Origin of the sequence: Pseudoxanthomonas sp. UC19_8 (genome assembly GCF_042700505.1) — a bacterium.
In the GTDB taxonomy this organism is placed as follows: domain Bacteria; phylum Pseudomonadota; class Gammaproteobacteria; order Xanthomonadales; family Xanthomonadaceae; genus Pseudoxanthomonas_A; species Pseudoxanthomonas_A winnipegensis.
The window spans coordinates 4,295,953-4,316,656 of the sequence record NZ_CP170559.1 but is presented as its reverse complement, the minus strand read 5'-3'; the positions used below and the strand labels follow the sequence as shown (position 1 = coordinate 4,316,656).

The window sequence follows — 20,704 nt, the reverse complement described above, 5'->3', positions numbered from 1 at the left end:
TCACCACCGTGGCGGGGCGCGCATTATGGGAGCGCGCGGCCGCCTTGGGAAGGGGTTTGCGACGTTATTTTTACTTTGTGCGCCAAGTGACTGATGGGGCAGGCTTTTATCGCCTGCCCGCCGGCTGCGGGCGTCAGCCGGCGAGCAGGCGGACGCGGGCGAAGTTGCGCTTGCCCACCTGCAGCACGCCCTCGAAGCCCGGCTGCAGCTGCAGCTGCGCGTCCTCGATCACCACGCCGTCGACCTTCACCGCGCGCTCCTTGAGCTTGCGGCCGGCCTCGGAATTGCTCGGCGTCACGCCCGCCGCGGTCAGCAAGGCGCCGATCCGCAGGCCTTCGGCCGGGACCACCACGTCCTGCAGCGGCAGCAGCGAGGTATCGCCCTCGCCGCGCACGACGGCATGCCAACCGGCGATCGCCCTCTCGGCCTGGGCCGCGTCGTGGAAGCGCGTGGCCAGCTCGCGCGCCAGCCGCAGCTTGACGTCGCGCGGATTGAGCGCGCCAGAGGCGACCTCGGCCTGCAGGGCCTTGGCCTCGTCCACGCCGATGTCGAAGCTGAGCAGCTCGATCCAGCGCCACATCAGTGCGTCGCCGATCTTCATGGTCTTGGTGACGATGTCGATGGCCGGCTCACCGATGCCGATGTAGTTGCCCAGCGACTTGGACATCTTGTTGACGCCGTCCAGGCCCTCCAGCAGCGGCATGGTCAGCACGATCTGCGGCTTCTGACCGTAGTGCTCCTGCAGGCCGCGGCCCATGAGCAGGTTGAACTTCTGGTCGGTGCCGCCGAGTTCGACATCGGCCTCCAGGGCGACCGAGTCGTAGCCCTGGACCAGCGGGTAGAGGAATTCGTGCAGGGCGATGGACTGCTGGGCGGCGTAGCGCTTGGCGAAGTCGTCGCGCTCGAGCATGCGCGCCACGGTGTGCTGCGCCGCAAGACGGATCATGTCGGCCGCGCCCATCTTGCCGAACCACTCGCTGTTGAAGCGCACCTCGGTCTTCTCGCGGTCCAGCACCTTGAACACCTGGTCCTCGTAGGTGCGCGCATTGGCCAGCACGTCCTCGCGGGTGAGCGGCTTGCGGGTGACGTTCTTGCCGGTCGGGTCGCCGATCATCCCGGTGAAGTCGCCGATCAGGAAGATCACCTGATGGCCCAGGTCCTGGAACTGCCGCATCTTGTTGAGCAGCACCGTGTGGCCCAGGTGCAGGTCCGGCGCGGTCGGGTCGAACCCGGCCTTGATGCGCAGCGGACGGCCGGATTGCAGGCGTTGCTGCAGGTCTTCGAGCTTGAGGATTTCGTCGGCGCCGCGGCCGATCAGTTGCAGTGCGTCTGCCTGTGACACGTGAGGTTCCAGATGAAGAGAGAGACCGGCGCGGCCACCACAAAGTTGAACGCGCGGTTAAATCGAGGTTAACGCCGGACCGCAGGAAAAAACCAATCCACTCAACGGTTTGACCTGCTCCCCATGCCTGACTATGGTAGCCCGATTGGGCCTTCCGCTTGGGCCCCAGGGTGAAGACATCGATGCAGACGCACGGGGACGGCAGCCGCCGCAAGCAACGCTTTCGCGAACGACTGGAAGTCCTTCGAGAGTCCGCTCTCCACCGCCAACTGACCCAGCACCTGCCCCAGGGCCGGTGGACGCGCCGGCAGTGGATCCACGCGTCCTTGTTCACCACCATCGGCATCATGGTGGCCACCATCGTGCCGGGCTTCTCCAGCGTGGTACAGCCGCAGCGCAAGCCGCTGGCCAGCGTGCCGCTGGCGCTGCCCGAGATCGACACGCAGGCCGCCGCGGCCTCGGCGGGCGACAACTGGCAGACGGTGAACGTCCGCCCCGGCCAGACCCTGAGCGCGATCTTCGAAGAGATGGGCGTGCCGGCCGCCACCCTGCAGCGGGTGATGGAGAACAAGTCGGCCGCGGCCGAACTGCGCCGCCTGCATCCGGGCGATGAGATCGCCTTCGATCTTCCCGCCGAGGGCGTGCTCAAGGCGCTGCGCTACGACCGCGACATGGCCTCGCGCGTGCAGCTGGACATCAGCGACGAGGCGGTCACCGAGCGGGTGATCAAGCGCGAGGTCAGCGTGCGCACCGCGGTGCTGAGCGGCAAGGTCGGCAGTTCGCTGATCCGGTCGGCGCGCAAGGCCGGGCTGACGGCGGCCAACATCAATGCGCTGACCGACGAGATCTTCAAGTACGACATCGACTTCAACTCCGACCTGGAGGCCAACGACCGCTTCAGCGTGGTGGTCGAGCAGACCTGGCGTGAGGGCCAGCTGGTGGCCACCGGTCCGGTCCAGGCGGCGACCTTCACCGTGGACGGCAAGCTGCATTCGGGCTTCCGCTTCACGCGCCCGGGCGGGCAGCCGGAGTACTTTACCGCCAGCGGCAAGCCGCTCAAGCGCAGCTTCATCCGCATGCCGATTCCCTACGCGCGGCTGAGCTCGACCTTCGGGGCGCGCCATCATCCGATCCTGGGCACGATGCGCATGCACCAGGGCGTTGACTACGCCGCGGCCACCGGCACGCCGATCATGGCCGCGGGCGATGCGCGCGTGCAGTTCGCCGGCCAGCAGCGCGGCTACGGCAATGTGGTGATCCTGGACCATGGTCAGGGCCGCACGACGCTGTACGGGCACATGTCGCGCTTCGCCAAGATCAAGACCGGCCAGCGCATCGCGCAGGGCACCGTGATTGGCTACGTCGGGTCCACCGGCATGGCCACCGGCCCGCATCTGCACTACGAATTCCGCGTCAACGGCGTGCACCGCAACCCGCTGAAGGTCACCCTGCCGCCGCCCGAGCCGCTGTCCGGCACGGTGCTGGCGCAGTTCAAGACCCAGACCTCGAGCGCGCTGGCCCGCATCCACACCGTGGAAAGCGCGATCTACGCCGATGCCTCGCCGGCCACGGCGCCGCAGCCGTCCGTGACGCTGGCCCAGGCGCTGGAGGCGTCGCGCAAGCGGCCGGATCGCCAGTGACTCCGCCGGCTGCGGCGCGCGCCGGCGGACCGCTGGCACGCAAGCCGGCGCTGGGCGACCTCTATCTGGGCATGATTTCCGGCACCAGCGCCGATGGGATCGACGTGGCGCTGGTGCGCTTCGACCCCGAGCCGCAGCTGCTGATGGGCCGCACCTACCGCTGGGACGACGCGCTGCGCACGCGTCTGATCGAGCTGGGCCAGGGCGGCGAGGCGACCTCGCTGGACGAGCTGGGCGAACTGGACGTGCAGGTCGCGCTGGCCTTCGCCCATGCGGCGGGCCGGCTGATCACCCAGTCCGGGCTGGACCGGGCGCTGGTGCGGGCGATCGGCTCACATGGGCAGACCGTGCGCCATCGCCCGGAGGGCACCTTCCCTTTCACCTGGCAGATGGGCGATGGCAATGTCATCGCCGAGCGCACCGGCATCCCGACCGTGGCCGACTTCCGCCGGCGCGACATCGCCGCGGGCGGCCATGGCGCGCCGCTGATGCCGGCCTTCCACGCCGCGATGCTGCACGACCCGGGCGAAGACCGGGCGGTGCTCAACCTGGGCGGCATCGGCAACCTGACCCTGCTGCCGGGCAGCGGCGCGGTGCGCGGCTTCGATACCGGCCCGGCCAATGCGCTGCTGGACGCCTGGTGCGAGCGGCATACCGGCATGGCCTTCGATGCCGGCGGCGCCTTCGCCGCGACCGGCAAGCCCGATGAAGCGCTGCTGGCGCGGCTGTTGGACGAGCCGTGGTTCGCCCAGCCGCCGCCCAAGAGCACCGGTCGCGAGCAGTTCCACCTGGCCTGGGTCGAAAGCAAGCTCGGCCAGGGCGCGCTGGCGCCGGCCGACGTGCAGGCCACGCTGGTCGAACTCAGCGCGGTCACCGTGGCCGAGGCGCTGCGCGCGACCCAGCCCGGCACCGCGCGGGTAATGGTCTGCGGCGGCGGCGTGCACAATCCGGTGCTGATGCAGCGCCTGGCGGCGCGGCTGCCGGGCGTGGTGGTCGAATCCACCGAGGCCCACGGCCTGCATCCGGACTACGTCGAGGCCATGGGCTTTGCCTGGCTGGCGCGCGAGACCCTGGCCGGGCGCCCCGGCAACCTGCCCAGCGTCAGCGGCGCCAAGGGACTGCGCGTGCTGGGCGCGCTGTATCCGGCCTGATCGCGCCGGAATTCGCGGGAAACCGCGGCGCCCGGAATTGACCTGAGGGCGAAAGCGGCGGCTAGGACGCCGGGCCGCCGTGCGGCACCGCGCGCAGCGCCGCGATGGCCTCGGACAGGACGGCGACCTCCGGGTCGCTGAAGCCGTTGCGCACCTCGGCCTCGACCGCGAACAGGCCGTGCTCGATCAGGCGGCTGATGGTCTCCTCGGTGCTCCAGCCGCGCGCCTGGGCGACGCGGCGGATGCGATCGGTCAGGATCGGATCGAGGTCACGGATGAGCAGGTCGGTCATGGTCGGGTGCGGCCACTGTCCTGGAAGGCTCCTTGATACGACGCCACAGCCAGGCAAGCAAGGCCAGCGTGGGGATCACGGTCAGCGCGCTCAGGGCGAAAAAGGTCGAATACGAGGTGGCCTCGACGATGTAGCCCGAAACGCCGCCCACGAACTTGCCCGGCAAATTGGCCAGCGAGACCAGCAGCGCGTACTGGGTAGCGGTGAAGTTGCGGTCGGTCAGCGAGGACATGAAGGCCACCAGCACGGTGCCGGCGAAGCCCTGCGAGATGTTGTCCGCGCTCAGCGCCGCGTAGAACGCCCACAGCTGGCCCGGATGCTGGGCCATCAGCAGGAAGGCCAGGTTGGACAGCGCCACCGCCAGCGCGGCCAGCAGCAGCATGCGCCTGAAGCCGAACGCCGCCACCGCCATGCCGCCGCCGAAGGCGCCGACGATGCTCATCCAGATGCCGAACAGCTTGGACACCGTGGCGATGTCGGACTTGGTGAAGCCCGAGTCCAGGTAGAACGGCCCGGCCATGACGCCGATCACCTGGTCGGGGAACTTGAACAGGCCGACGAACAGCAGCAGCGCCAGCGCCAGCTTCCAGCCGTTGGTGGTGAAGAAGCCGACGATCGGCTGCCAGAAGGCGCCGAAGAAGTCGATCCGCCGCACCACCGTGGTCTCCGGTCGCATCGGCTCGCGGCTGACCAGCGTGGTGACGATGGGCACCAGCATCAGCGCGGCCATGCAGAAGTAGGCGATCTTCCAGTCCTCGAACTCGGCCATGTACAGCGCGCCGGCGCCGCCGACGATCAGCGCGATGCGATAGCCCAGGATGTAGGTCGCCGCCAGCGCGGCCTGGGCGCTCTCCGGGGCGATCTCGATGCGGTAGGCATCGACCACCGCGTCCTGGGTGGCGCCGGCGAAGGAGCCCACCAGTACCCAGGTCACCAAACCGGCAACGCCCAGTTCCGGCCGCATGGCGCCGAGCGCGAACAGGCTGGCCGCGACCAGCACCTGCGCGGCCAGCAGCCAGGAGCGCCGCCGCCCCAGCCCGGACAACAGCGGCAGCGTGTAGCGGTCGATCAGCGGCGCCCAGACGAACTTGAGCAGGTAGAAGAAGCTGGCCAGGCTGATCAGGCCGATCTCGGTCAGCTGCAGGCCGACGTCGCGCAGGCGCGTGGACAGGGTCTGCGAGGCGATCAGCAGAAACGGCAGTCCACTGCCGAAGCCCAGCAGCGCCATGGTCAGCGCCGAGGGCGTGGCGAAGGCGGCCTTGATCCCGCGCCACCCTTTGTAGGACACCGGCCGCCCGCCGGGCGCGGCGCTCACCGGGCGTAGTCCACGGTGAACGGGGCATGGTCGGAGAAGCGCTGCTCGCGGTAGATCGCGCAGCCGAGCAGGCGATCGCGCAAGCCGGGCGTGGCGAACTGGTAGTCGATGCGCCACCCCACGTTGTTGGCGCGCGCCGCGCCGCGGTTGGACCACCAGGTGTAGTCCTGCCCTTCCGGATGCAGCACGCGGTAGGCGTCGACCCAGCCGCGGCCGGCGGCCACATCGACCTGCGCGCCCTCGTCGGCGCACAGGCCGTTGAGCCAGTCCCGCTCGGGCGGCAGGCAGCCGGAGTTCTTCTGGTTGCTGGTCCAGTTGCGGATGTCCAGCCGGGTGCGCACGATGTTCCAGTCCCCGCACAGCACATAGTCGCGGCCGCTGGCCAGCCACTGGTCCAGGATCGGCTTGAGCCATTCCATGACCTGGAACTTGTAGCCCTGGCGCAGCTCGCCCGAGGAGCCGGAGGGGATGTAGAAGGACACCACGCTCAGGTTGCCGAAGCGCGCCTCCAGGTAACGGCCCTCCTCGTCGAATTCCGGCCAGCCCAGCGCGGTGCGGATCTCGTCGGGCTCGACCTTGCTGTAGATCGCCACGCCTGAGTAGCCCTTCTTGGTGGTCGCGTCGCGGAAGTAGGCTTTGTAGCCCGGCGGCAGGAATTCGGGCCCGGCCAGCTGGTGTTCCTGGGCCTTGGTCTCCTGAACGCACAGCACGTCGGCGTCCTGTGCGGAGAACCACGGGAAGAAGCCCTTGGACGCGGCCGAGCGCAGGCCGTTGGCGTTGAAGCTGATGATGCGCATGGAGTTGGAGCCGAAGACAGAAGCGACGCGCAAGCATACCGCCCGATCCGGCCGCCGCCGCCTGCTAACCTTTGCCCATCCCCACACGTTCAAGACGCCCATGTCCAACCACCGTGCGCGCTTCCTTCAGCTGGCCCTGCGCGCCAACGCGCTGCGTTTCGGCGAGTTCACGCTCAAGTCGGGCCGCCTGAGCCCCTACTTCTTCAACGCCGGGCGCTTCGACAGCGGCGCGGCGCTGGCCGAGCTGGCCGGCTGCTACGCCGATGCGATCGAGGAGGCCGGGGTGTCGTTCGATCTGCTGTTCGGCCCGGCCTACAAGGGCATCCCGCTGGCGACCGCGCTGGGCATGGAGTTCGCCCGCCGCGGCCGCGACCTGCCGCTGGCCTTCAACCGCAAGGAAGCCAAGGACCATGGCGAGGGCGGCACGCTGATCGGCGCGCCGCTGGACGAGCGCCGGGTGCTGATCGTGGACGATGTGATCACCGCCGGCACCGCCATCCGCGAGGCGCTGGGCCTGATCACCGCGGCCGGCGGCGTGCCGGCCGGGATCGTGGTGGCGCTGGATCGCCAGGAAATCCTCGGCGAGGACGGCCAGCGCCTGTCGGCCGCCCAGCGCGTGGCCGCCGAGACCGGCGTGCCGGTGATCGCGGTGGCCAGCCTGCACGATCTGCTTGCATTCGCCGGGGAAAATGCGGAACTTGTCGGCCACCGCGAGCAGTTGCTGGCCTACCGGGCCCGGTACGGCAGCGCCGCGTAATCGCCACTGGCAGCAAGGGGGCTGTCATGACCAGGACCAGGTTCGCCGCGATGCTGATGATGCCGCTAGCCGCGGCCGCGTTGACGGCGGGCGCGCAGGATGCGCCCAAGCCCAAGAAGCTCTATTGCTGGAACGACCCCAAGAGCGGCCGCACCTGCTCCGATGCGCTGCCGCCGGATCAGGTCAACAGCGCGCGCGACGAATTCAGCGCCACCAGCGGTGCGCGCACCGGCGCGGTCGGCCAGGCGCTGACCGCCGAGCAGCGCGCCGACCTGGCCGCCGCCGCCGCCCAGGCGCGGGCCGACCAGGCGGCCGAGGACACGCGCAAGCGCACCGAGCAGGCGATGTTGCTGTCCTATGCGTCCGAGGACGATCTCAAGCGCGTGTTCAACGAGCGCACCACGCTGATCGACAACAACGTGCAGACCGCGCGCTTCAATCTGACCAGCATGCGCGAGGCGCTGGTGATCAAGCTGCAGCAGGCCAGCAACGCCGAACTGGCCGGCCGCAAGGTCGACGCCAAGCTGGCCGAGGACGTGCGCCAGCGCCACACCGACCTGCTGCGCCAGCAGGCGCTGCTGACCAATTTCGAGCAGCAGCGCACGCAGCTCAGCGCCGAGGTGGAGGACACCTTGAAGCGCTACCGCGACATGAAGGCCAGCGCTGCGGCGAACGGTTGAGGTGGGTGTGGGCGGTTAAGCCTGCTGTGCCGAGCAGCGCCGGGCTCGCGAAGCTGCCGGTGTTCGGCTTGGCGATGGCGGCAGGCGTCTCGCTGCTTCGCCGCCAGGCCTGAACCTGTCGTGGGTAGAGCGGAGCTTGCTCCGCTGGAGCTTTCCCCACGAACCGAACGAAGGGCAGCGGAGCGAGCTCCGCTCTACAGACGGGCGGCTGCTGAAGTTGAGGAGCCAGTTGCTCCCACCTGTAGAGCGGAGCTTGCTCCGCTGGGGCCTTCCCCATGAACCGAACGAAGAGCAGCGGAGCGAGCTCCGCTCTACAGGCAGGGCCAGTTGCTCCCACAAAGCAGTTGCTGCTCCGACGATCGTGGCCCTGGCCGAGCCCGCTCCGCCTTCGCGCTATTGCCGCGCCCTCAGAAGCGGGGCTTGAGCTCCGGCGCCACGGCCTGCAGCTGGCTGCGGAACGCGCTGCGGATGCGCTCCAGCGCCGCGGCGTCCGAGGCTTCGAAGCGCAGCACCAGCACCGGGGTAGTGTTGGAGGCGCGCAGCAGTCCCCAGCCGTCGTCCCAGTCCGCGCGCAGGCCATCGATGGTGGACAGACGCGCGCCGTCGAACCGGGCCGCGTCCACGAAGGCCTGCACGATCGCATGCGCATCGCCGGAGGGCACCTCGACCTTGATCTCCGGCGTGGACACGCCGTCGGGCAGCGCGTCGAGGATCTCGCTCGGGGTCTGGTCGTCGCGCGCGGCCAGGATCTCCAGCAGGCGCGCGGCGGCGTACAGGCCGTCGTCGAAGCCGTACCAGCGCTCCTGGAAGAAGAAGTGCCCGCTCATCTCGCCGGCCAGTTCGGCGCCGGTCTCGCGCATCTTGGCCTTGATCAGCGAATGCCCGGTCTGCCACATCAGCGGCGTGCCGCCGTTGCGCAGCGTCCAGCCCTGCAGCTTGCCGGTGCACTTGACGTCGTAGATCACCATCGCGCCGGGGTTGCGTTCGAGCACGTCGGCGGCGAACAGCATCAGCAGGCGATCGGGGAAGATGACGTTGCCGTCGTGGGTGACCACGCCCAGGCGGTCGCCGTCGCCGTCGAAGGCCAGGCCCAGATCGGCGTCGAAGCGCTTCACCGTCGAGGCCAGGTCGAGCAGGTTGTCCGGCTCGCTGGGATCGGGGTGATGGTTGGGGAAGGTGCCGTCGATGTCGCAGTACAGCGGCACGACCTCGGCGCCGATGGCCTCCAGCAGCACCGGGGCGATCTCGCCGGCCACGCCGTTGCCGGCATCGATCACGACCTTGAGCGGACGCGCCAGCTGCACGTCGCTGGCGATACGCTGGACGTAGTCCTCGGCGATCTCGCGCTGGGTCAGGCCGCCGCGCTCGGCGCTGTGCAGCTGCCCTTCGCTGATGCGGGTATAGAGATCGGTGATGGCGGCGCCGGACAGCGTCTCGCCGCCGACCACGATCTTGAAGCCGTTGTAGTCCGACGGATTGTGGCTGCCGGTGACCGCCACGCAGGTGCCGGTGCGCAGGTGGAAGGCGGCGAAATACGCCACCGGCGTGGGCACCATGCCGATGTCGATGACATCGCGGCCGGCCTTGCGCAGGCCTTCGATCAGGCCGGTGGACAGCTCAGGGCCGGACAGGCGGCCGTCGCGGGCGACGACCACTTCGGTCAGGCCCTGCTCGGCCATCACCGAGCCGATCGCCTGGCCGATCAGCTCGGCCACCGGCACGCTCAGCGTCTTGCCGACCACGCCGCGGATGTCGTACGCGCGGAAGATGCCCGGGTCCACGGTGGTGCCACGCACCAGCTTGGCGGCCGGCGCGGCCGCCGAGCCGACCGTCTCGACCGGCGCGTCGGTGGCCGTTGCTTCGGCATCGGCCTCGTCCGCTGCCCTGGCCGCCGCGGCGGCGCGGTGCGACTGCACGGCTTGGTCCAGGGTCAGGCCGTCGTCGGCCACGTCCTCGCCCTTGCCGCGACGCAGTTCGGGCACCTTGAGCTTGACCTTGCCGGTGGTCAGCGCGGCCACCAGTACGGCCAGCGCCAGCAGCAGCGCGGCCACGATCGCGCTGGGAAGCGCGCCCAGGCCCAGCGGGCCCTCGCTTTCGTCGGGCACGGCGGCGGCCACGCGCAGGCCGGTCTGGCCGACCGGGCGCGAGAGCGCGTCGGCGGACCCGGACAGGCCCGCATCGCCGACCTCGCGCAGGGTGAAGCCGCCTTGGCGCAGGGCCAGATAGGCGCCCGGCACCTGCGCGCCGTCGATCGGGGTGGTCAGCAGCGCCATCGGCAGGCGCACATAGAGCAGCCGGTTCTGCACCGGCACGGCCAGCGCCAGGCCGGTGCCCGTGCCGTCGCGCACCGCGCCGACGATCGCGCCCTTGGCCTGCTGCGCGGCTTCCAGCAGCGCCAGCTTGCTGTAGCCGAAGCTGGCGGCATCGGCGTAGGCGGACTGAAGATCGGCCGGCAGCATGTCGACGGCCTCCACCTCGGGCCAGCCGGCCTTGATCGCCGCGCCGACCGCGGCGGTGTCGTCGGCACTCACCGCGGCCTGGAAGGCGGGCGTGGCCACCCGCTGGTCGAGCTTAGCGGTCTGGGTCTGCAGGTTCTGCTGCAGGCCCTGCACGGCGGCATCGCGCGCCTGCAGCAGCGCGTCGCGGCGCGCACCTTCCTGGTAGAGCACCCAGGCGCTCCAGCCGAACCACGCGGCCAGCAGCACCAGCAGGGCGGACAGCAGCAGCACGTGTTGCCCGCTGCCTGTCTTCGCGGTCCTTCGTTTGAATCCAGCCATGCGACGTTTCGCCCCTGTCAGCGGACGCCCGTGTGGCCGAAGCCCCCTTCTCCACGCGCGCTTTCCACGAAAGTATCCACGATCTTCAACGCTACGCGCGCGATGGGCAACACCACCAGCTGCGCGACCCGGTCGCCGGGCTGGATCACGAAGGCCTCGCTGCTGCGGTTCCACAGGCTGATCAGCAGTGGGCCCTGGTAGTCGGCATCGATCAGGCCGGTGCCATTGCCCAGCACGATGCCGTGACGATGGCCCAGGCCCGAGCGCGGCAGCACCACCGCGCACAGATGGGGATCGGCCAGGTGGATGGCGATGCCGCTGGGCACCAGCACCGTCTCGCCCGGCCCCAGCGTGAGCGGGGTCTCCAGCGCGGCGCGCAGGTCCAGCCCGGCGCTGGCCGAGGTGGCATAGGCCGGCAGCGGCCAGGTCTCGCCGAAGCGCGGGTCCAGCAGTTTGACTTCCATCGGCAGGCTCATGCGCGCAGACGCTCCCCGATCAGGTCCACCAGCGCCTCGGCCAGGGCGGTCTTGGGCGCGGAGGGAAACTCGCGCTGGCCATCCTTCCAGAACGCGGTCATCGCGTTGCTGTCGCTCTCGAAGCCGCCGTCGGGGATGCCGACCCGGTTGGCCACGATCATGTCCAGGCGCTTGGCCAGCAGCTTGCCGCGCGCGTACTCGGCCACGTTCTCGGTCTCGGCGGCGAAGCCGACCACCAGCTTGAGCGGCTGCACCGAGGCGGCGACCTCGGCCAGGATGTCCGGCGTGCGGACCAGGTCCAGCGCCAGCGATTCGCTGGACTTCTTGATCTTGTTGGGCGCCGGCGTGCGCGGGGTGTAGTCGGCGACCGCGGCGGCACCGATGTACACATCGGCCGGGAAGGCGCCGAACACTGCAGCGCGCATCTGCGCGGCCGAGCGCACGTCCACGCGGGTCACCCCGGGCGGGGTGCCCAAGCTCACCGGGCCGGCTACCAGGGTGACCTTCGCCCCGCGCCGCGCGGCCGCCCGGGCCACGGCGAAGCCCATCTTGCCGCTGCTGCGGTTGCCCAGATAGCGCACCGGGTCCAGGTCCTCATAGGTGGGACCGGCGCTGACCACGACATGCAGCCCGGCCAGCGGACCGTCGAGCGGAACGGCCGCCTGCGCCGCCTGGCTGAGCGCGGCCACGATCGCGTCCGGCTCGCTGAGGCGGCCCGGGCCGGATTCGCCTTCGGCCAGCGGACCGTCCTCGGGCCCGATCACCTGCACCCCGCGCGCGCGCAGGGTGGCCAGGTTGGCCTGGGTGGCGGCGTGCTTCCACATGATGTGGTTCATTGCCGGGCACACGGTGATCGGGGCGGTGGTGGCCAGGGCCAGGGTGGTCACCAGGTCGTCGGCCAGGCCGTGGGCCAGATGCGCCAGCAGGTCGGCGGTGGCCGGGGCGATCAGCACCCGGTCGGCCCAGCGCGCCAGCTCGATATGGCCCATGGAGGCCTCGGCGGCACTGTCCCACAGGCTGGTGCGCGTGGGCTGGCCGGACAGGGCCTGGAAGCTCAGCGGGGTGACGAACTGCTGGGCGCCGGCGGTCATCGCCACCTGCACCTGCGCGCCGGCATCGCGCAGCCGGCGCACCAGTTCCAATGATTTATAGGCGGCGATGCCGCCGCCGACGCACAGCAGGATGCGTTGTCCTTCCAGGGCCTGGGCCACGTCAGATTTTTCCGAACCAGAACTAGGGCGACAGCTTACCCGACGCCCCTCCCGGGTCTGATAACCCCAGGGCATGAGCGTCCGGAACAATCGCCATGACGCCGCAGGGAAGCGGCACGTCCCAAGCCCAAGGAAGCGCCCATGCATATCCGCGACTGGCCCGCCGAGGAACGCCCCCGCGAAAAACTGATGGCGCGCGGCGCCGCCACGCTGTCCGACGCCGAGCTGCTGGCGATCTTCCTCGGCTCGGGCCTGCCGGGGCGCGACGCGGTACGCACCGCGCGCGACCTGCTCGCCAGCCACGGCCCGCTGCGCGGCCTGCTCGACCACCCGCCCAAGGCGCTGGCCGCCCTGCCCGGCCTGGGGCCGGCGCGCGCCTGCCAGCTGGCCGCCGCGCTCGAACTGGGCCAGCGCCACCTGGCCGCCGGCCTGGCCCGCGGCGAGATGCTGAACGACCCGCACGCGGCCGGCCGCTATTTCGCGCTGAAGCTGCGGGCGCGGCCGCGCGAGGTATTCGCGGCGCTGTTCCTGGACACGCGGCACCGCGCGCTGGCCTTCGAGGAGCTGTTCGCCGGCAGCCTGGACGCGTCCGAGGTGCACCCGCGCGAGGTGGTCAAGCGCGCGCTGGCGCTGAACGCCTCGGCGGTGATCGTGGCCCACAACCACCCCTCCGGGAACCCGGAGCCCTCGGCCGCCGACCGCGCCGTCACCGCACGGCTCAAGGCCGGCCTGGCGCTGGTGGACGTGCGCCTGCTGGACCACTTCGTGATCGCCGACGGCCCGCCGGTCTCGCTGGCCGAGCGCGGCTGGGTGTGAGGCCCGCGCGCGGCGGCCCGGGCGCCGGGGCCGGCACGGCGGCGGCCGTGGGCTAAAATGCCCGGTCCCGCGTGACCCATCGAGCCAGAACCCCGTGAAATCCGATCTGCGTGCCCGCATCGCCCAGGGCATCGACGCCCTGCGCCAGGCCGGCACCCTGCCCGCCGAGACCGCCACCCCGGACTTCACCGTCGAGCGTCCCAAGACCCGCGAGCACGGCGACTTCGCCACCAATGCCGCCATGCTGCTGGCCAAGCCGGCTCGCAGCAATCCGCGCGCCCTGGCCCAGGCGCTGGTCGAGGCGCTGCCGGCCAGCGCCGACATCGCCCGGGTCGAGATCGCCGGCCCCGGCTTCATCAACTTCCACTTGGCCAATGCCGCCTACCAGCGCGAGGCCGTGGCCGCGCTGACGCAGGGCGCGCAGTACGGCCGCAACGCCTCCGGCGCCGGCCGCACGGTCGGCGTGGAATACGTCTCGGCCAATCCGACCGGGCCACTACACGTGGGTCACGGCCGCGCCGCGGTGATCGGCGACTGTCTGGCGCGCGTGCTGGCCGCCAACGGCTGGAACACCAAACGCGAGTTCTACTACAACGACGCCGGCGTGCAGATCGAGAACCTGGCCCGGTCCACCTCCGCGCGCCTGCACGGCCTCAAGCCCGGCGACGCCGACTGGCCGGAGGCGGCCTACAACGGCGACTACATCGCCGACGTCGCCGCCGCCTACCTGCGCGGCGACGCCATCGAGATCGAAGGCCACACCATCACCGGCGCCAAGGACATCGAGGACCTCGATGCCATCCGTCGCTTCGCCGTGGCCTACCTGCGCCGCGAGCAGAACGCTGACCTGGCCGCCTTCGGCGTGGGCTTCGACGTGTACTTCCTGGAGAGCGCGCTCTACCGCGACGGCAAGGTCGAGGAGACCGTCGAGACGCTGATCAAGTCCGGCCACACCTACGAGGAAGGCGGCGCGCTGTGGCTGAAGTCGACCGACTACGGCGACGACAAGGACCGGGTGATGCGCAAGTCCGACGGCACCTATACCTACTTCGTGCCGGACGTGGCCTACCACCTGTCCAAGTGGCAGCGCGGCTACGAGCGCGCGATCACCGAGCTGGGCGCCGACCACCACGGCTCGCTGGCGCGCGTGCGCGCCGGCCTGCAGGCGCTGGACGTGGGCATCCCCAAGGGTTGGCCCGAATACGTGCTGCACCAGATGGTCACGGTGATGCGCGGTGGGGAGGAAGTGAAACTGTCCAAGCGCGCCGGCAGCTACCTGACCCTGCGCGACCTGATCGAGGAAGCCGGCGCCGATGCCACGCGCTGGTTCCTGATCGCGCGCAAGCCCGATTCGCAGCTGACCTTCGACATCGACCTGGCGCGCGAGCAGAGCAAGGACAACCCGGTCTTCTACGTGCAGTACGCCCATGCGCGCGTGTGCAGCCTGCTGCGCCGCGTCGAGGAGAAGGGCTATGCGCCCTACGACCAGGCCGCCGGCATCGCCGCGCTGCCCTCGCTCGAGGACGCCGCCTCGATCGCGCTGATGGTGGAACTGTCGCGCTACCCGGAAGTGGTCGAAGCGGCCGGCGTTTCGCTGGAGCCGCATGCCATCGCGCAATACCTGCGCGAACTGGCCTATGCTTTCCAGGCCTGGTACGACGGCGAACCGATCCTCATCGACGATGCCGATGCGCGCAACGCGCGCCTGGCGCTGGCCCTGGCGGTGCGCCAGGCCCTGGCCAACGGCCTGGACCTGCTGGGCGTGTCCGCGCCCGAGCGCATGTAAGACGACTTCTACGAGAACAAGAACAAGATGGCGGCACGACGCGGTAAATCCCAGGCCAAGCGCACCAACGGCAACGGCACGCCCGGCTGGGTCTGGCTGATCGCCGGGCTGGTGCTGGGCGCGGCGGCGTTCTTCATCGTGCCGGACCTGATGAAGAAGGATGGCGACACCTTCCTGCGGCCCAAGCCCAACCCCGACGCGCGCCCCGCGCCGGTGAGCGAGGACGACAGCACCACGCCGCCCGCCTCGGCCCCAGCCGAGACCGGAGCCGCGCCCGCGGCGACGGCCGAAGCCGCCAAGAAGACGCCCGAGCGCCCGACCCAGTACGACTTCTACACGCTGCTGCCGGGCCGCGAAGTGCAGATGTCCGACGCCGAACTGGCCGCCAGCGCGCGCGCCGAGGCCGATCGCAAGGCCAAGCTGGCCGCGCAGCAGGCGCGCGAGGACGCGGCCAAGAACGCCGGCCAGCCCCAGCCCATCGCCGAGACCACGACCGCCGCCGCCCAGCAGCCCACGCCGCTGGATGAGATCACCAAGGTGCCCTCGGCCACGCCGACCCAGACCACCGTCGCCCAGGCCGCCGCGTCCAATGCGGTGGCCAGCGCCGCGGGCGATGTCGCCTACATCCTGCAGGCCGGCAGCTTCAGCGCGTCCGGCGATGCCGAGGCGGTCAAGGCCAAGATCGCGATGCTGGGCCTGAGCGCGCGCGTGGAATCGGGCGACTCGGCCGGCAAGACCGTCTACCGCGTGCGCATGGGGCCCTACGCCACCGCCAGCGAGCTGGCCGAGGCCAAGCAGAAACTGGCCAGCGGCGGCCTGCCGGCGATGCCGATCAAGGCCCGGTGATCGCCCCGGCGACCCAGCGCGAGCGCCTGATCCTGGCGGCCGCGGTCGCCTTCACCGTGGATCTGCTGCTCGGCGTGTTGATCTGGCGGCTGCTGCCGTCCGGCTGGCGCGTGCTCGAGCTGCACGGCAACAGCCTGATCCAGCCCGCGCACTGCCTGGCCGGCGCCTTCAGCCTGCTGCTGGGCGGCTGGATCGGCGGGCGACGCTTTCTTCCGCTCGGCGTGGCGCTGATGTTCGCCCTGCAGCTGCTGGCCCTGGGCCTGCTGGTGCAGCTGGCCGACCGTCACATGCCGCAGCGGCCGCTGTGGCTGACGATCCAGGACGTGCTGGCCAGCAACGTGCTGGGCGTGGGCCTGCAGCTGCTGGCCGCCGCGCTTGGCGCGCTGGCCGGCGCGGCGCTGCACGCGCGCCGCCCCCTGTTTCCCTCCCCCAAGGAATCGACATGAGCAAGACTGTCCTGATCACCGGCGCCACCTCCGGCTTCGGCGCCGCCGCGGTGACCCGCTTCGCCAACGCCGGCTGGAAGGTGATCGCCACCGGCCGCCGCGCCGAACGGCTGACGCCGTTCGTCGAGCAGTTCGGCAGCGAGGTGGTGCACGCCGCCGCCTTCGACATCCGCGACGGCGCCGCGCTGGATGCGGCCCTGGCCGCGCTTCCCGCCGGCTTCGCCGACATCGACGTGCTGGTCAACAACGCCGGCCTGGCGCTGGGCACGGTGCCGGCGCAGGAGGCGGACCTGGCGCAGTGGCAGCAGATGATCGACACCAACGTGACCGCGCTGGTCACCATCACGCGCAAGCTGCTGCCGGTGCTGATCGCGCGCAAGGGCGCGATCATCAACATTTCCTCGGTGGCGGCCACCTATCCCTACACCGGCGGCAATGTCTACGGCGGCACCAAGGCCTTCGTGCGGCAGTTCTCGCTGGGCCTGCGCAGCGACCTGCACGGCACCGGCGTGCGCGTGACCAGCATCGAACCGGGCATGGCGCAGACCGAGTTCACCCTGGTGCGCACCGGCGGCGACCAGGCCGCCTCGGACAAGCTCTACGGAGGCGCCACGCCGATGACCGGCGAGGACATCGCCGAGCAGATCTTCTACGTCGCCACGCTGCCGGCGCACCTCAACATCAACCGGCTGGAGATCATGCCGGTGAGCCAGTCCTTCGCCGGCTTCCAGGTCGCGCGTCAGTAAGTCCTTGCCCTGCGCGGCCACGGACGCTCAAGCCGCGTCCGTGGCCGGCATGGGTGTGGTGCGCGGCCTGAGCACGCGGCCGCGCAGGCGCAGGAACGGCCGCTCCACCGCGTAATGCAGCAACGCGGCCGCCAGCAGCGAGGCGCCGCCATAGACCAGCACCTGCGCAGCGCCCCAGCCGGCGATCGCCTGGCCCAGATGGTCCTGCACCTGCACGAACACGGCCTTGTGCACCAGGTACAGGCTGTAGGACACGCCGGCCAGCCAGGCCGCGCCCGGCAGCGCCCGACGCCCGATCAGGCTGCTGCGCCCCGCCCCGGCGAACACCAGCAGCGCCAGCCCGATCGACAGCACCGGCCAGCCCACCGCGTTGCCCACCAGCCCGCTGCGGTCGCGGAACAGCCACAGTGCCAATGCCATCACCGCTAGCCCCGCTATCAGCGCGCCGTCGGCGTATCGCTGCGCGCGCGCCCACAGCGCGGGGCGGAAGGTCTTCAGCGTCGCTAGCAGCACGCCGCAGAGCAGGCCGTCCAGGCGGTTCCAGGTCGGGTAGTAGAGATCCTCGATGAACCAGTTGCGCTGCGCTGCGCTTGCGGCCTCGGCGGCGGTGTCGTGCAGCCAGATGCCGGCGCGCAGCGCGATGCCGCCGACCAGCACCAGCGCCGCCAGCAGCGCCACCTTCCACGCGGCCGGCCTGCGCATCAGCCACCAGGCCAGCACGGGGAACACCAGATAGAAGTGCTCCTCCACGCACAGCGACCAGGCGTGCGAGAACGCGGGCCGGCTGTAGTCGTTGCCCAGATTCATCACCATCAGCACGAACTTCCACAGCGGCTCCATCTCCGGCCGCTCGCGCCAGGCCGGCACCAGCGCATACAGCGCCAGCACCACCCAGTACGCCGGCAGGATGCGGAACGCGCGCCGCAGATAGAAGTCGCCGAACCGCAGCGGCTGCCCGCGCGACAGCGGTGCCAGCACCTGCCCGCCGATCAGAAAGCCGCTGAGCACGAAGAACAGGTCCACGCCCATCCAGCCGTAGCGCGACAGCCAGGTCCATTCCGGCGCCAGTCCGCCCACTACCCAGGCGTGGAAGAACATCACCCACACGATGGCGATGGCGCGCAGCAGGTCCAGGCCCGGGTAGCGAGCGTCGGTGCGGATCATCGGGCCAAGCCAGGCGTGCAGGGGAAGTGGGAAAGTCTATGTCCGCGCGGCGTCCCGCTCACCGCCGTTGCGCCGGGCCGTGCCCCGCCTGCGGCGAAGCGCATCAGCCCGAAGCGCCGGTCAGCTGGGCGCGCAACGCATCGACATAGGTGCGGCTGACGCGCAGCGGCGCGCCGTTGTGCAGCCGCAGCAGCGCGTCCTTGTTGGAGAGCGGCTGCAGTTCGGCCACGCAATCCAGCCTGACCATGGTGGAGCGATGGATGCGCACGAAGCGCGCCGGGTCGAGCTGGGTCTGCAGACGCTGCAGCGCATCGCGCAGCAGGTATTGCCGGGATCCCACGTGCAGGGTGACGTAGTCGCCGTCGGCCTGGAGATATTCGACCTCCTCGACCGGCACGAACACGATCCGCCGCCCGACCCGGACCTCGAAGCGCGTGAGCGGCTCAGGCCGCGGCTCGCTGGGCTGCGGAACGGGAGCGGGAGCGCTCGCCTGCAGCCGACGCCGCACGCGGGCCAGGGCGTCGGCCAGGCGCTCCTCGTCCAGCGGCTTGAGCAGATAGTCCAACACTTCCAGCGCGAAAGCCGGCACGGCGAACTCGGCGTGCGCCGTCAGCAGGATGACCAGCGGACGCGCGTGCGCCTCCATGGCCTGGAGCAGCGCGATGCCGTCCAGGCGCGGCATCTGGATATCGAGGATCAGCACATCCGGCCGGCACTGCGGGAGGCCGGCCAACGCCGCATCGCCGTCGGCGTACTCGCCCACGACCTGGACATCCTCATGGCGCGCAAGGCTGGCGATCACGCCGCTGCGCGCCAAGGGCTCGTCATCGATCACCGCGATCCGGATCACGCCGCATCGCCTCGCGGATCCAGGCGCTGGAACGGAATCGCGATGGCGACCACATACACGCCGTCCTCCAGCCCGGCGGCGAAGGCGTGGCGTTGCGGATACAGCCAGGCCAGGCGCTGGCGCACGTTTGCATGGCCCAGCGTTCGTCCGCCCTGCGCCTCATCGTCCGGCGCGAGATCGTTGACCACGCGCAGCCGCAGCTGCCCGGCGCGCGCGTGCAGCGCGATGGACAGCCGGCCCGCCGCGCTGCGTCGGGCGATGCCGTGGCGGATCGCGTTCTCCACTAGCGGCTGCAGCAGCAGCGACGGCAGCGACGCGTCCAGCACGCCGGGCCCGATGTCCCACTCCACGCGCAGGCGGTCGCCCAGCCGCACCTGCTCGATGGCCAGATAGGTCTCGGTCATCGCCAGCTCCTCGGCCACCGACACTTCATGGGAGGGCCGATCCAGCGTGGCGCGCAGGAAGCCGCCCAGCCGCGCCAGCATGGTGCGTGCCTCCTCGCCGCGCGCCTGCGCGACCAGCGAGGACACGCCATTGAGCGTGTTGAACAGGAAGTGGGGATTGAGCTGGTAGCGCAGCGCGCGCAGTTCGGCATCGCGCGCGGCCAGCAGCGCCTGCGCCTGGCGACCCTGGGCCTCCTTGAGTGCGTGGGAATGCCCCACCAGCGCGTTGGCCGCGCAATAGGCGATCAGCGCCAGCCAGCAATCGTCGATGCCGAAGAACACGCGCGGCCAGCGCGGCGGCTGTGCCCCGGACCAGCCCATCGCCTCGGGCAGCAGGAAGCCCAGCACGTTGTTGACCACCGCCATCAGATACGTCACCGCCAGCAGCAGCGGCACCGTCTTCCAGGGCGACCACCCGGCACGCCCGAGCGCGCGCTGCAGCCAGATCAGCACCGGCACCCGGCCAGGAAGGCCAGCAGATACAGAGTGCGGTAGGCCAGCGCATGCCCATGCCCCACCGCCGGCACCGCCATCACCAGCAGGCACAGGCCGATCGGCAGCGCCGCCATCAGCGAGACGCGCCACGGCGGTGGCGAGAAGACCGACGCGTCCGGCGCCATCGTCGTCAGCTGGCCCGCGCGGGATCGCGCATGGTCCAGACGACCGAGATGATCCTCCAGCCTGCCTCGGTACGGATCAGCTGCCACATTTCCCTGCCCCGGTTGGTCTGCCTGCCATTCTCCAGGTAGGCGTAGTCGAAGGCGACCGCGGCGATCTCGCCATCGGTGTCGATCCTGACGTCGGAGAACACTTCCTCGCTGCCCTGGGCGCTCGTCACGATCGAATCGATGAAGCTCAGGTAGTTGGACTGCGGGATGTAGCGGGCCTTCCTGGCATCCGGCTTGATGGCGCGGAACCGCGCCAGGCGCGCATCGTCGTTGACGAACTGCCAGGTCACCCGGGCCGGGTCCTCGGAGAAGAACAGCGCGGTGAACCGCGCCTTGTCCTTCTCGACGATGGCGCTGCGGAAGGCTTCGACGACCTGCCGGATCGCGGACACGTCGCGCTCGCTGTTCTGCGTGGCCAGCGCGGGCTGGACGGCCAGGGCGAGCAGCACGAGTACGAGCGCGGCCTTGGATCTGATTGCCATGGGGTCGAGAGACGTCAGT

21 protein-coding genes are annotated in these 20,704 nt (G+C 70.5%); 9 read left to right on the top strand and 12 right to left on the bottom strand.

Going from position 1 to position 20,704, the window contains the following annotated elements:
• Positions 1-133 precede the first annotated feature (133 nt).
• A complete protein-coding gene (gene tyrS / locus ACFJIT_RS18995; protein WP_379654599.1) occupies positions 134-1,342 on the bottom strand; it encodes a tyrosine--tRNA ligase in 1,209 nt (402 codons plus the stop codon).
• A 182-nt stretch (positions 1,343-1,524) separates the two neighbouring features.
• Between tyrS and ACFJIT_RS18990 the strand changes: the two genes are divergently transcribed.
• Both ACFJIT_RS18990 and ACFJIT_RS18985 read left to right on the top strand, forming a co-directional pair.
• Complete coding sequence (locus ACFJIT_RS18990) at positions 1,525-2,982, top strand: peptidoglycan DD-metalloendopeptidase family protein (RefSeq protein ID WP_337053547.1); 1,458 nt, start codon at positions 1,525-1,527, stop codon at positions 2,980-2,982.
• A gap of 32 nt (positions 2,983-3,014) precedes the next feature.
• A complete protein-coding gene (locus ACFJIT_RS18985) occupies positions 3,015-4,133 on the top strand; it encodes an anhydro-N-acetylmuramic acid kinase (RefSeq protein ID WP_267899562.1) in 1,119 nt (372 codons plus the stop codon).
• A 61-nt stretch (positions 4,134-4,194) separates the two neighbouring features.
• Here the strand turns inward: ACFJIT_RS18985 and ACFJIT_RS18980 are convergent, their stop codons facing one another.
• From ACFJIT_RS18980 to ACFJIT_RS18970, 3 genes are read right to left on the bottom strand one after another with little or no spacing between them, the layout of a single operon-like run.
• A complete protein-coding gene (locus ACFJIT_RS18980; RefSeq protein ID WP_130521767.1) occupies positions 4,195-4,425 on the bottom strand; it encodes a hypothetical protein in 231 nt (76 codons plus the stop codon).
• Entirely contained in the window at positions 4,403-5,740 is a 1,338-nt protein-coding gene (locus ACFJIT_RS18975; protein WP_379654598.1) for an AmpG family muropeptide MFS transporter, read from the bottom strand. The genes ACFJIT_RS18980 and ACFJIT_RS18975 overlap by 23 nt, the downstream gene beginning before the upstream one ends.
• The gene (locus tag ACFJIT_RS18970; RefSeq protein ID WP_306995308.1) at positions 5,737-6,537 is read right to left on the bottom strand and encodes an exodeoxyribonuclease III; all 801 of its coding nucleotides are present in this window, start codon (positions 6,535-6,537) and stop codon (positions 5,737-5,739) included. Before ACFJIT_RS18970 ends, ACFJIT_RS18975 begins: the two co-directional genes overlap by 4 nt.
• Before the next feature lie 100 nt (positions 6,538-6,637).
• On the opposite strand from ACFJIT_RS18970, the gene pyrE reads away from it, so the two are divergent.
• On the top strand, positions 6,638-7,294 hold the full coding sequence (pyrE, locus tag ACFJIT_RS18965) for an orotate phosphoribosyltransferase (protein WP_130521764.1): 657 nt from the start codon (positions 6,638-6,640) through the stop codon (positions 7,292-7,294).
• Between the two features lie 26 nt (positions 7,295-7,320).
• Positions 7,321-7,974, top strand: coding sequence for a hypothetical protein (locus ACFJIT_RS18960; protein ID WP_379654597.1), 654 nt, complete (start codon positions 7,321-7,323; stop codon positions 7,972-7,974).
• 407 nt (positions 7,975-8,381) lie between these two features.
• Here ACFJIT_RS18960 and ACFJIT_RS18955 read toward each other — a convergent pair whose 3' ends face one another.
• Genes ACFJIT_RS18955 through coaBC form a run of 3 tightly spaced genes read right to left on the bottom strand, consistent with a single transcriptional unit; the run spans position 8,382 to position 12,438 of the window.
• Positions 8,382-10,751, bottom strand: a complete 2,370-nt coding sequence (locus ACFJIT_RS18955) for a phosphomannomutase/phosphoglucomutase (protein ID WP_379654596.1) — start codon at positions 10,749-10,751, stop codon at positions 8,382-8,384.
• A 17-nt stretch (positions 10,752-10,768) separates the two neighbouring features.
• Complete coding sequence (gene dut / locus ACFJIT_RS18950) at positions 10,769-11,227, bottom strand: dUTP diphosphatase (protein ID WP_130525138.1); 459 nt, start codon at positions 11,225-11,227, stop codon at positions 10,769-10,771.
• Positions 11,224-12,438 carry a bifunctional phosphopantothenoylcysteine decarboxylase/phosphopantothenate--cysteine ligase CoaBC gene (gene coaBC / locus ACFJIT_RS18945; protein ID WP_379654595.1) on the bottom strand — a complete coding sequence of 405 codons (1,215 nt, stop codon included), beginning with the start codon at positions 12,436-12,438 and terminating at the stop codon, positions 11,224-11,226. Before coaBC ends, dut begins: the two co-directional genes overlap by 4 nt.
• 141 nt (positions 12,439-12,579) lie before the next feature.
• Between coaBC and radC the strand changes: the two genes are divergently transcribed.
• The 5 genes from radC (at position 12,580) to ACFJIT_RS18920 (ending at position 17,078) form a co-directional block, all read left to right on the top strand.
• On the top strand, positions 12,580-13,254 hold the full coding sequence (radC, locus tag ACFJIT_RS18940) for a DNA repair protein RadC (RefSeq protein WP_130532294.1): 675 nt from the start codon (positions 12,580-12,582) through the stop codon (positions 13,252-13,254).
• Positions 13,255-13,348: 94 nt separating this feature from the next.
• Complete coding sequence (argS, locus tag ACFJIT_RS18935) at positions 13,349-15,040, top strand: arginine--tRNA ligase (protein WP_379654594.1); 1,692 nt, start codon at positions 13,349-13,351, stop codon at positions 15,038-15,040.
• Between the two features lie 27 nt (positions 15,041-15,067).
• A complete protein-coding gene (locus tag ACFJIT_RS18930) occupies positions 15,068-15,886 on the top strand; it encodes an SPOR domain-containing protein (protein WP_379654593.1) in 819 nt (272 codons plus the stop codon).
• Positions 15,883-16,332 (top strand): hypothetical protein, encoded by a 450-nt coding sequence (locus ACFJIT_RS18925; protein ID WP_379654592.1) that lies wholly within the window; start codon positions 15,883-15,885, stop codon positions 16,330-16,332. Before ACFJIT_RS18930 ends, ACFJIT_RS18925 begins: the two co-directional genes overlap by 4 nt.
• Positions 16,329-17,078 carry an SDR family NAD(P)-dependent oxidoreductase gene (locus tag ACFJIT_RS18920; protein ID WP_379654591.1) on the top strand — a complete coding sequence of 250 codons (750 nt, stop codon included), beginning with the start codon at positions 16,329-16,331 and terminating at the stop codon, positions 17,076-17,078. The genes ACFJIT_RS18925 and ACFJIT_RS18920 overlap by 4 nt, the downstream gene beginning before the upstream one ends.
• A gap of 27 nt (positions 17,079-17,105) precedes the next feature.
• Here ACFJIT_RS18920 and ACFJIT_RS18915 read toward each other — a convergent pair whose 3' ends face one another.
• From ACFJIT_RS18915 to ACFJIT_RS18895, 5 genes are all read right to left on the bottom strand, one after another.
• Positions 17,106-18,242: an acyltransferase family protein gene (locus tag ACFJIT_RS18915; protein WP_379654590.1), complete on the bottom strand. Its 1,137-nt coding sequence runs from the start codon at positions 18,240-18,242 to the stop codon at positions 17,106-17,108.
• A 103-nt stretch (positions 18,243-18,345) separates the two neighbouring features.
• The gene (locus ACFJIT_RS18910; RefSeq protein ID WP_379654589.1) at positions 18,346-19,092 is read right to left on the bottom strand and encodes a LytR/AlgR family response regulator transcription factor; all 747 of its coding nucleotides are present in this window, start codon (positions 19,090-19,092) and stop codon (positions 18,346-18,348) included.
• Positions 19,089-19,988, bottom strand: a complete 900-nt coding sequence (locus ACFJIT_RS18905; RefSeq protein ID WP_379654588.1) for a sensor histidine kinase — start codon at positions 19,986-19,988, stop codon at positions 19,089-19,091. Before ACFJIT_RS18905 ends, ACFJIT_RS18910 begins: the two co-directional genes overlap by 4 nt.
• Positions 19,982-20,155 (bottom strand): hypothetical protein, encoded by a 174-nt coding sequence (locus ACFJIT_RS18900; protein ID WP_379654587.1) that lies wholly within the window; start codon positions 20,153-20,155, stop codon positions 19,982-19,984. Before ACFJIT_RS18900 ends, ACFJIT_RS18905 begins: the two co-directional genes overlap by 7 nt.
• Before the next feature lie 5 nt (positions 20,156-20,160).
• On the bottom strand, positions 20,161-20,685 hold the full coding sequence (locus ACFJIT_RS18895; protein WP_379654586.1) for a nuclear transport factor 2 family protein: 525 nt from the start codon (positions 20,683-20,685) through the stop codon (positions 20,161-20,163).
• Positions 20,686-20,704: the final 19 nt, after the last annotated feature.

Excerpts from the sequence above, each read along its gene's own strand:
- dut (WP_130525138.1), bottom strand. The coding sequence starts at position 11,227 with ATGAGCCTGCCGATGGAAGTCAAACTGCTGGACCCGCGCTTCGGCGAG.
- ACFJIT_RS18980 (WP_130521767.1), bottom strand. The coding sequence starts at position 4,425 with ATGACCGACCTGCTCATCCGTGACCTCGATCCGATCCTGACCGATCGC.
- ACFJIT_RS18900 (WP_379654587.1), bottom strand. The coding sequence starts at position 20,155 with ATGGCGCCGGACGCGTCGGTCTTCTCGCCACCGCCGTGGCGCGTCTCG.
- ACFJIT_RS18930 (WP_379654593.1), top strand. The coding sequence starts at position 15,068 with ATGGCGGCACGACGCGGTAAATCCCAGGCCAAGCGCACCAACGGCAAC.
- ACFJIT_RS18970 (WP_306995308.1), bottom strand. The coding sequence starts at position 6,537 with ATGCGCATCATCAGCTTCAACGCCAACGGCCTGCGCTCGGCCGCGTCC.
- ACFJIT_RS18920 (WP_379654591.1), top strand. The coding sequence starts at position 16,329 with ATGAGCAAGACTGTCCTGATCACCGGCGCCACCTCCGGCTTCGGCGCC.
- ACFJIT_RS18915 (WP_379654590.1), bottom strand. The coding sequence starts at position 18,242 with ATGATCCGCACCGACGCTCGCTACCCGGGCCTGGACCTGCTGCGCGCC.
- pyrE (WP_130521764.1), top strand. The coding sequence starts at position 6,638 with ATGTCCAACCACCGTGCGCGCTTCCTTCAGCTGGCCCTGCGCGCCAAC.
- ACFJIT_RS18895 (WP_379654586.1), bottom strand. The coding sequence starts at position 20,685 with ATGGCAATCAGATCCAAGGCCGCGCTCGTACTCGTGCTGCTCGCCCTG.
- ACFJIT_RS18960 (WP_379654597.1), top strand. The coding sequence starts at position 7,321 with ATGACCAGGACCAGGTTCGCCGCGATGCTGATGATGCCGCTAGCCGCG.
- ACFJIT_RS18990 (WP_337053547.1), top strand. The coding sequence starts at position 1,525 with ATGCAGACGCACGGGGACGGCAGCCGCCGCAAGCAACGCTTTCGCGAA.
- ACFJIT_RS18955 (WP_379654596.1), bottom strand. The coding sequence starts at position 10,751 with ATGGCTGGATTCAAACGAAGGACCGCGAAGACAGGCAGCGGGCAACAC.
- radC (WP_130532294.1), top strand. The coding sequence starts at position 12,580 with ATGCATATCCGCGACTGGCCCGCCGAGGAACGCCCCCGCGAAAAACTG.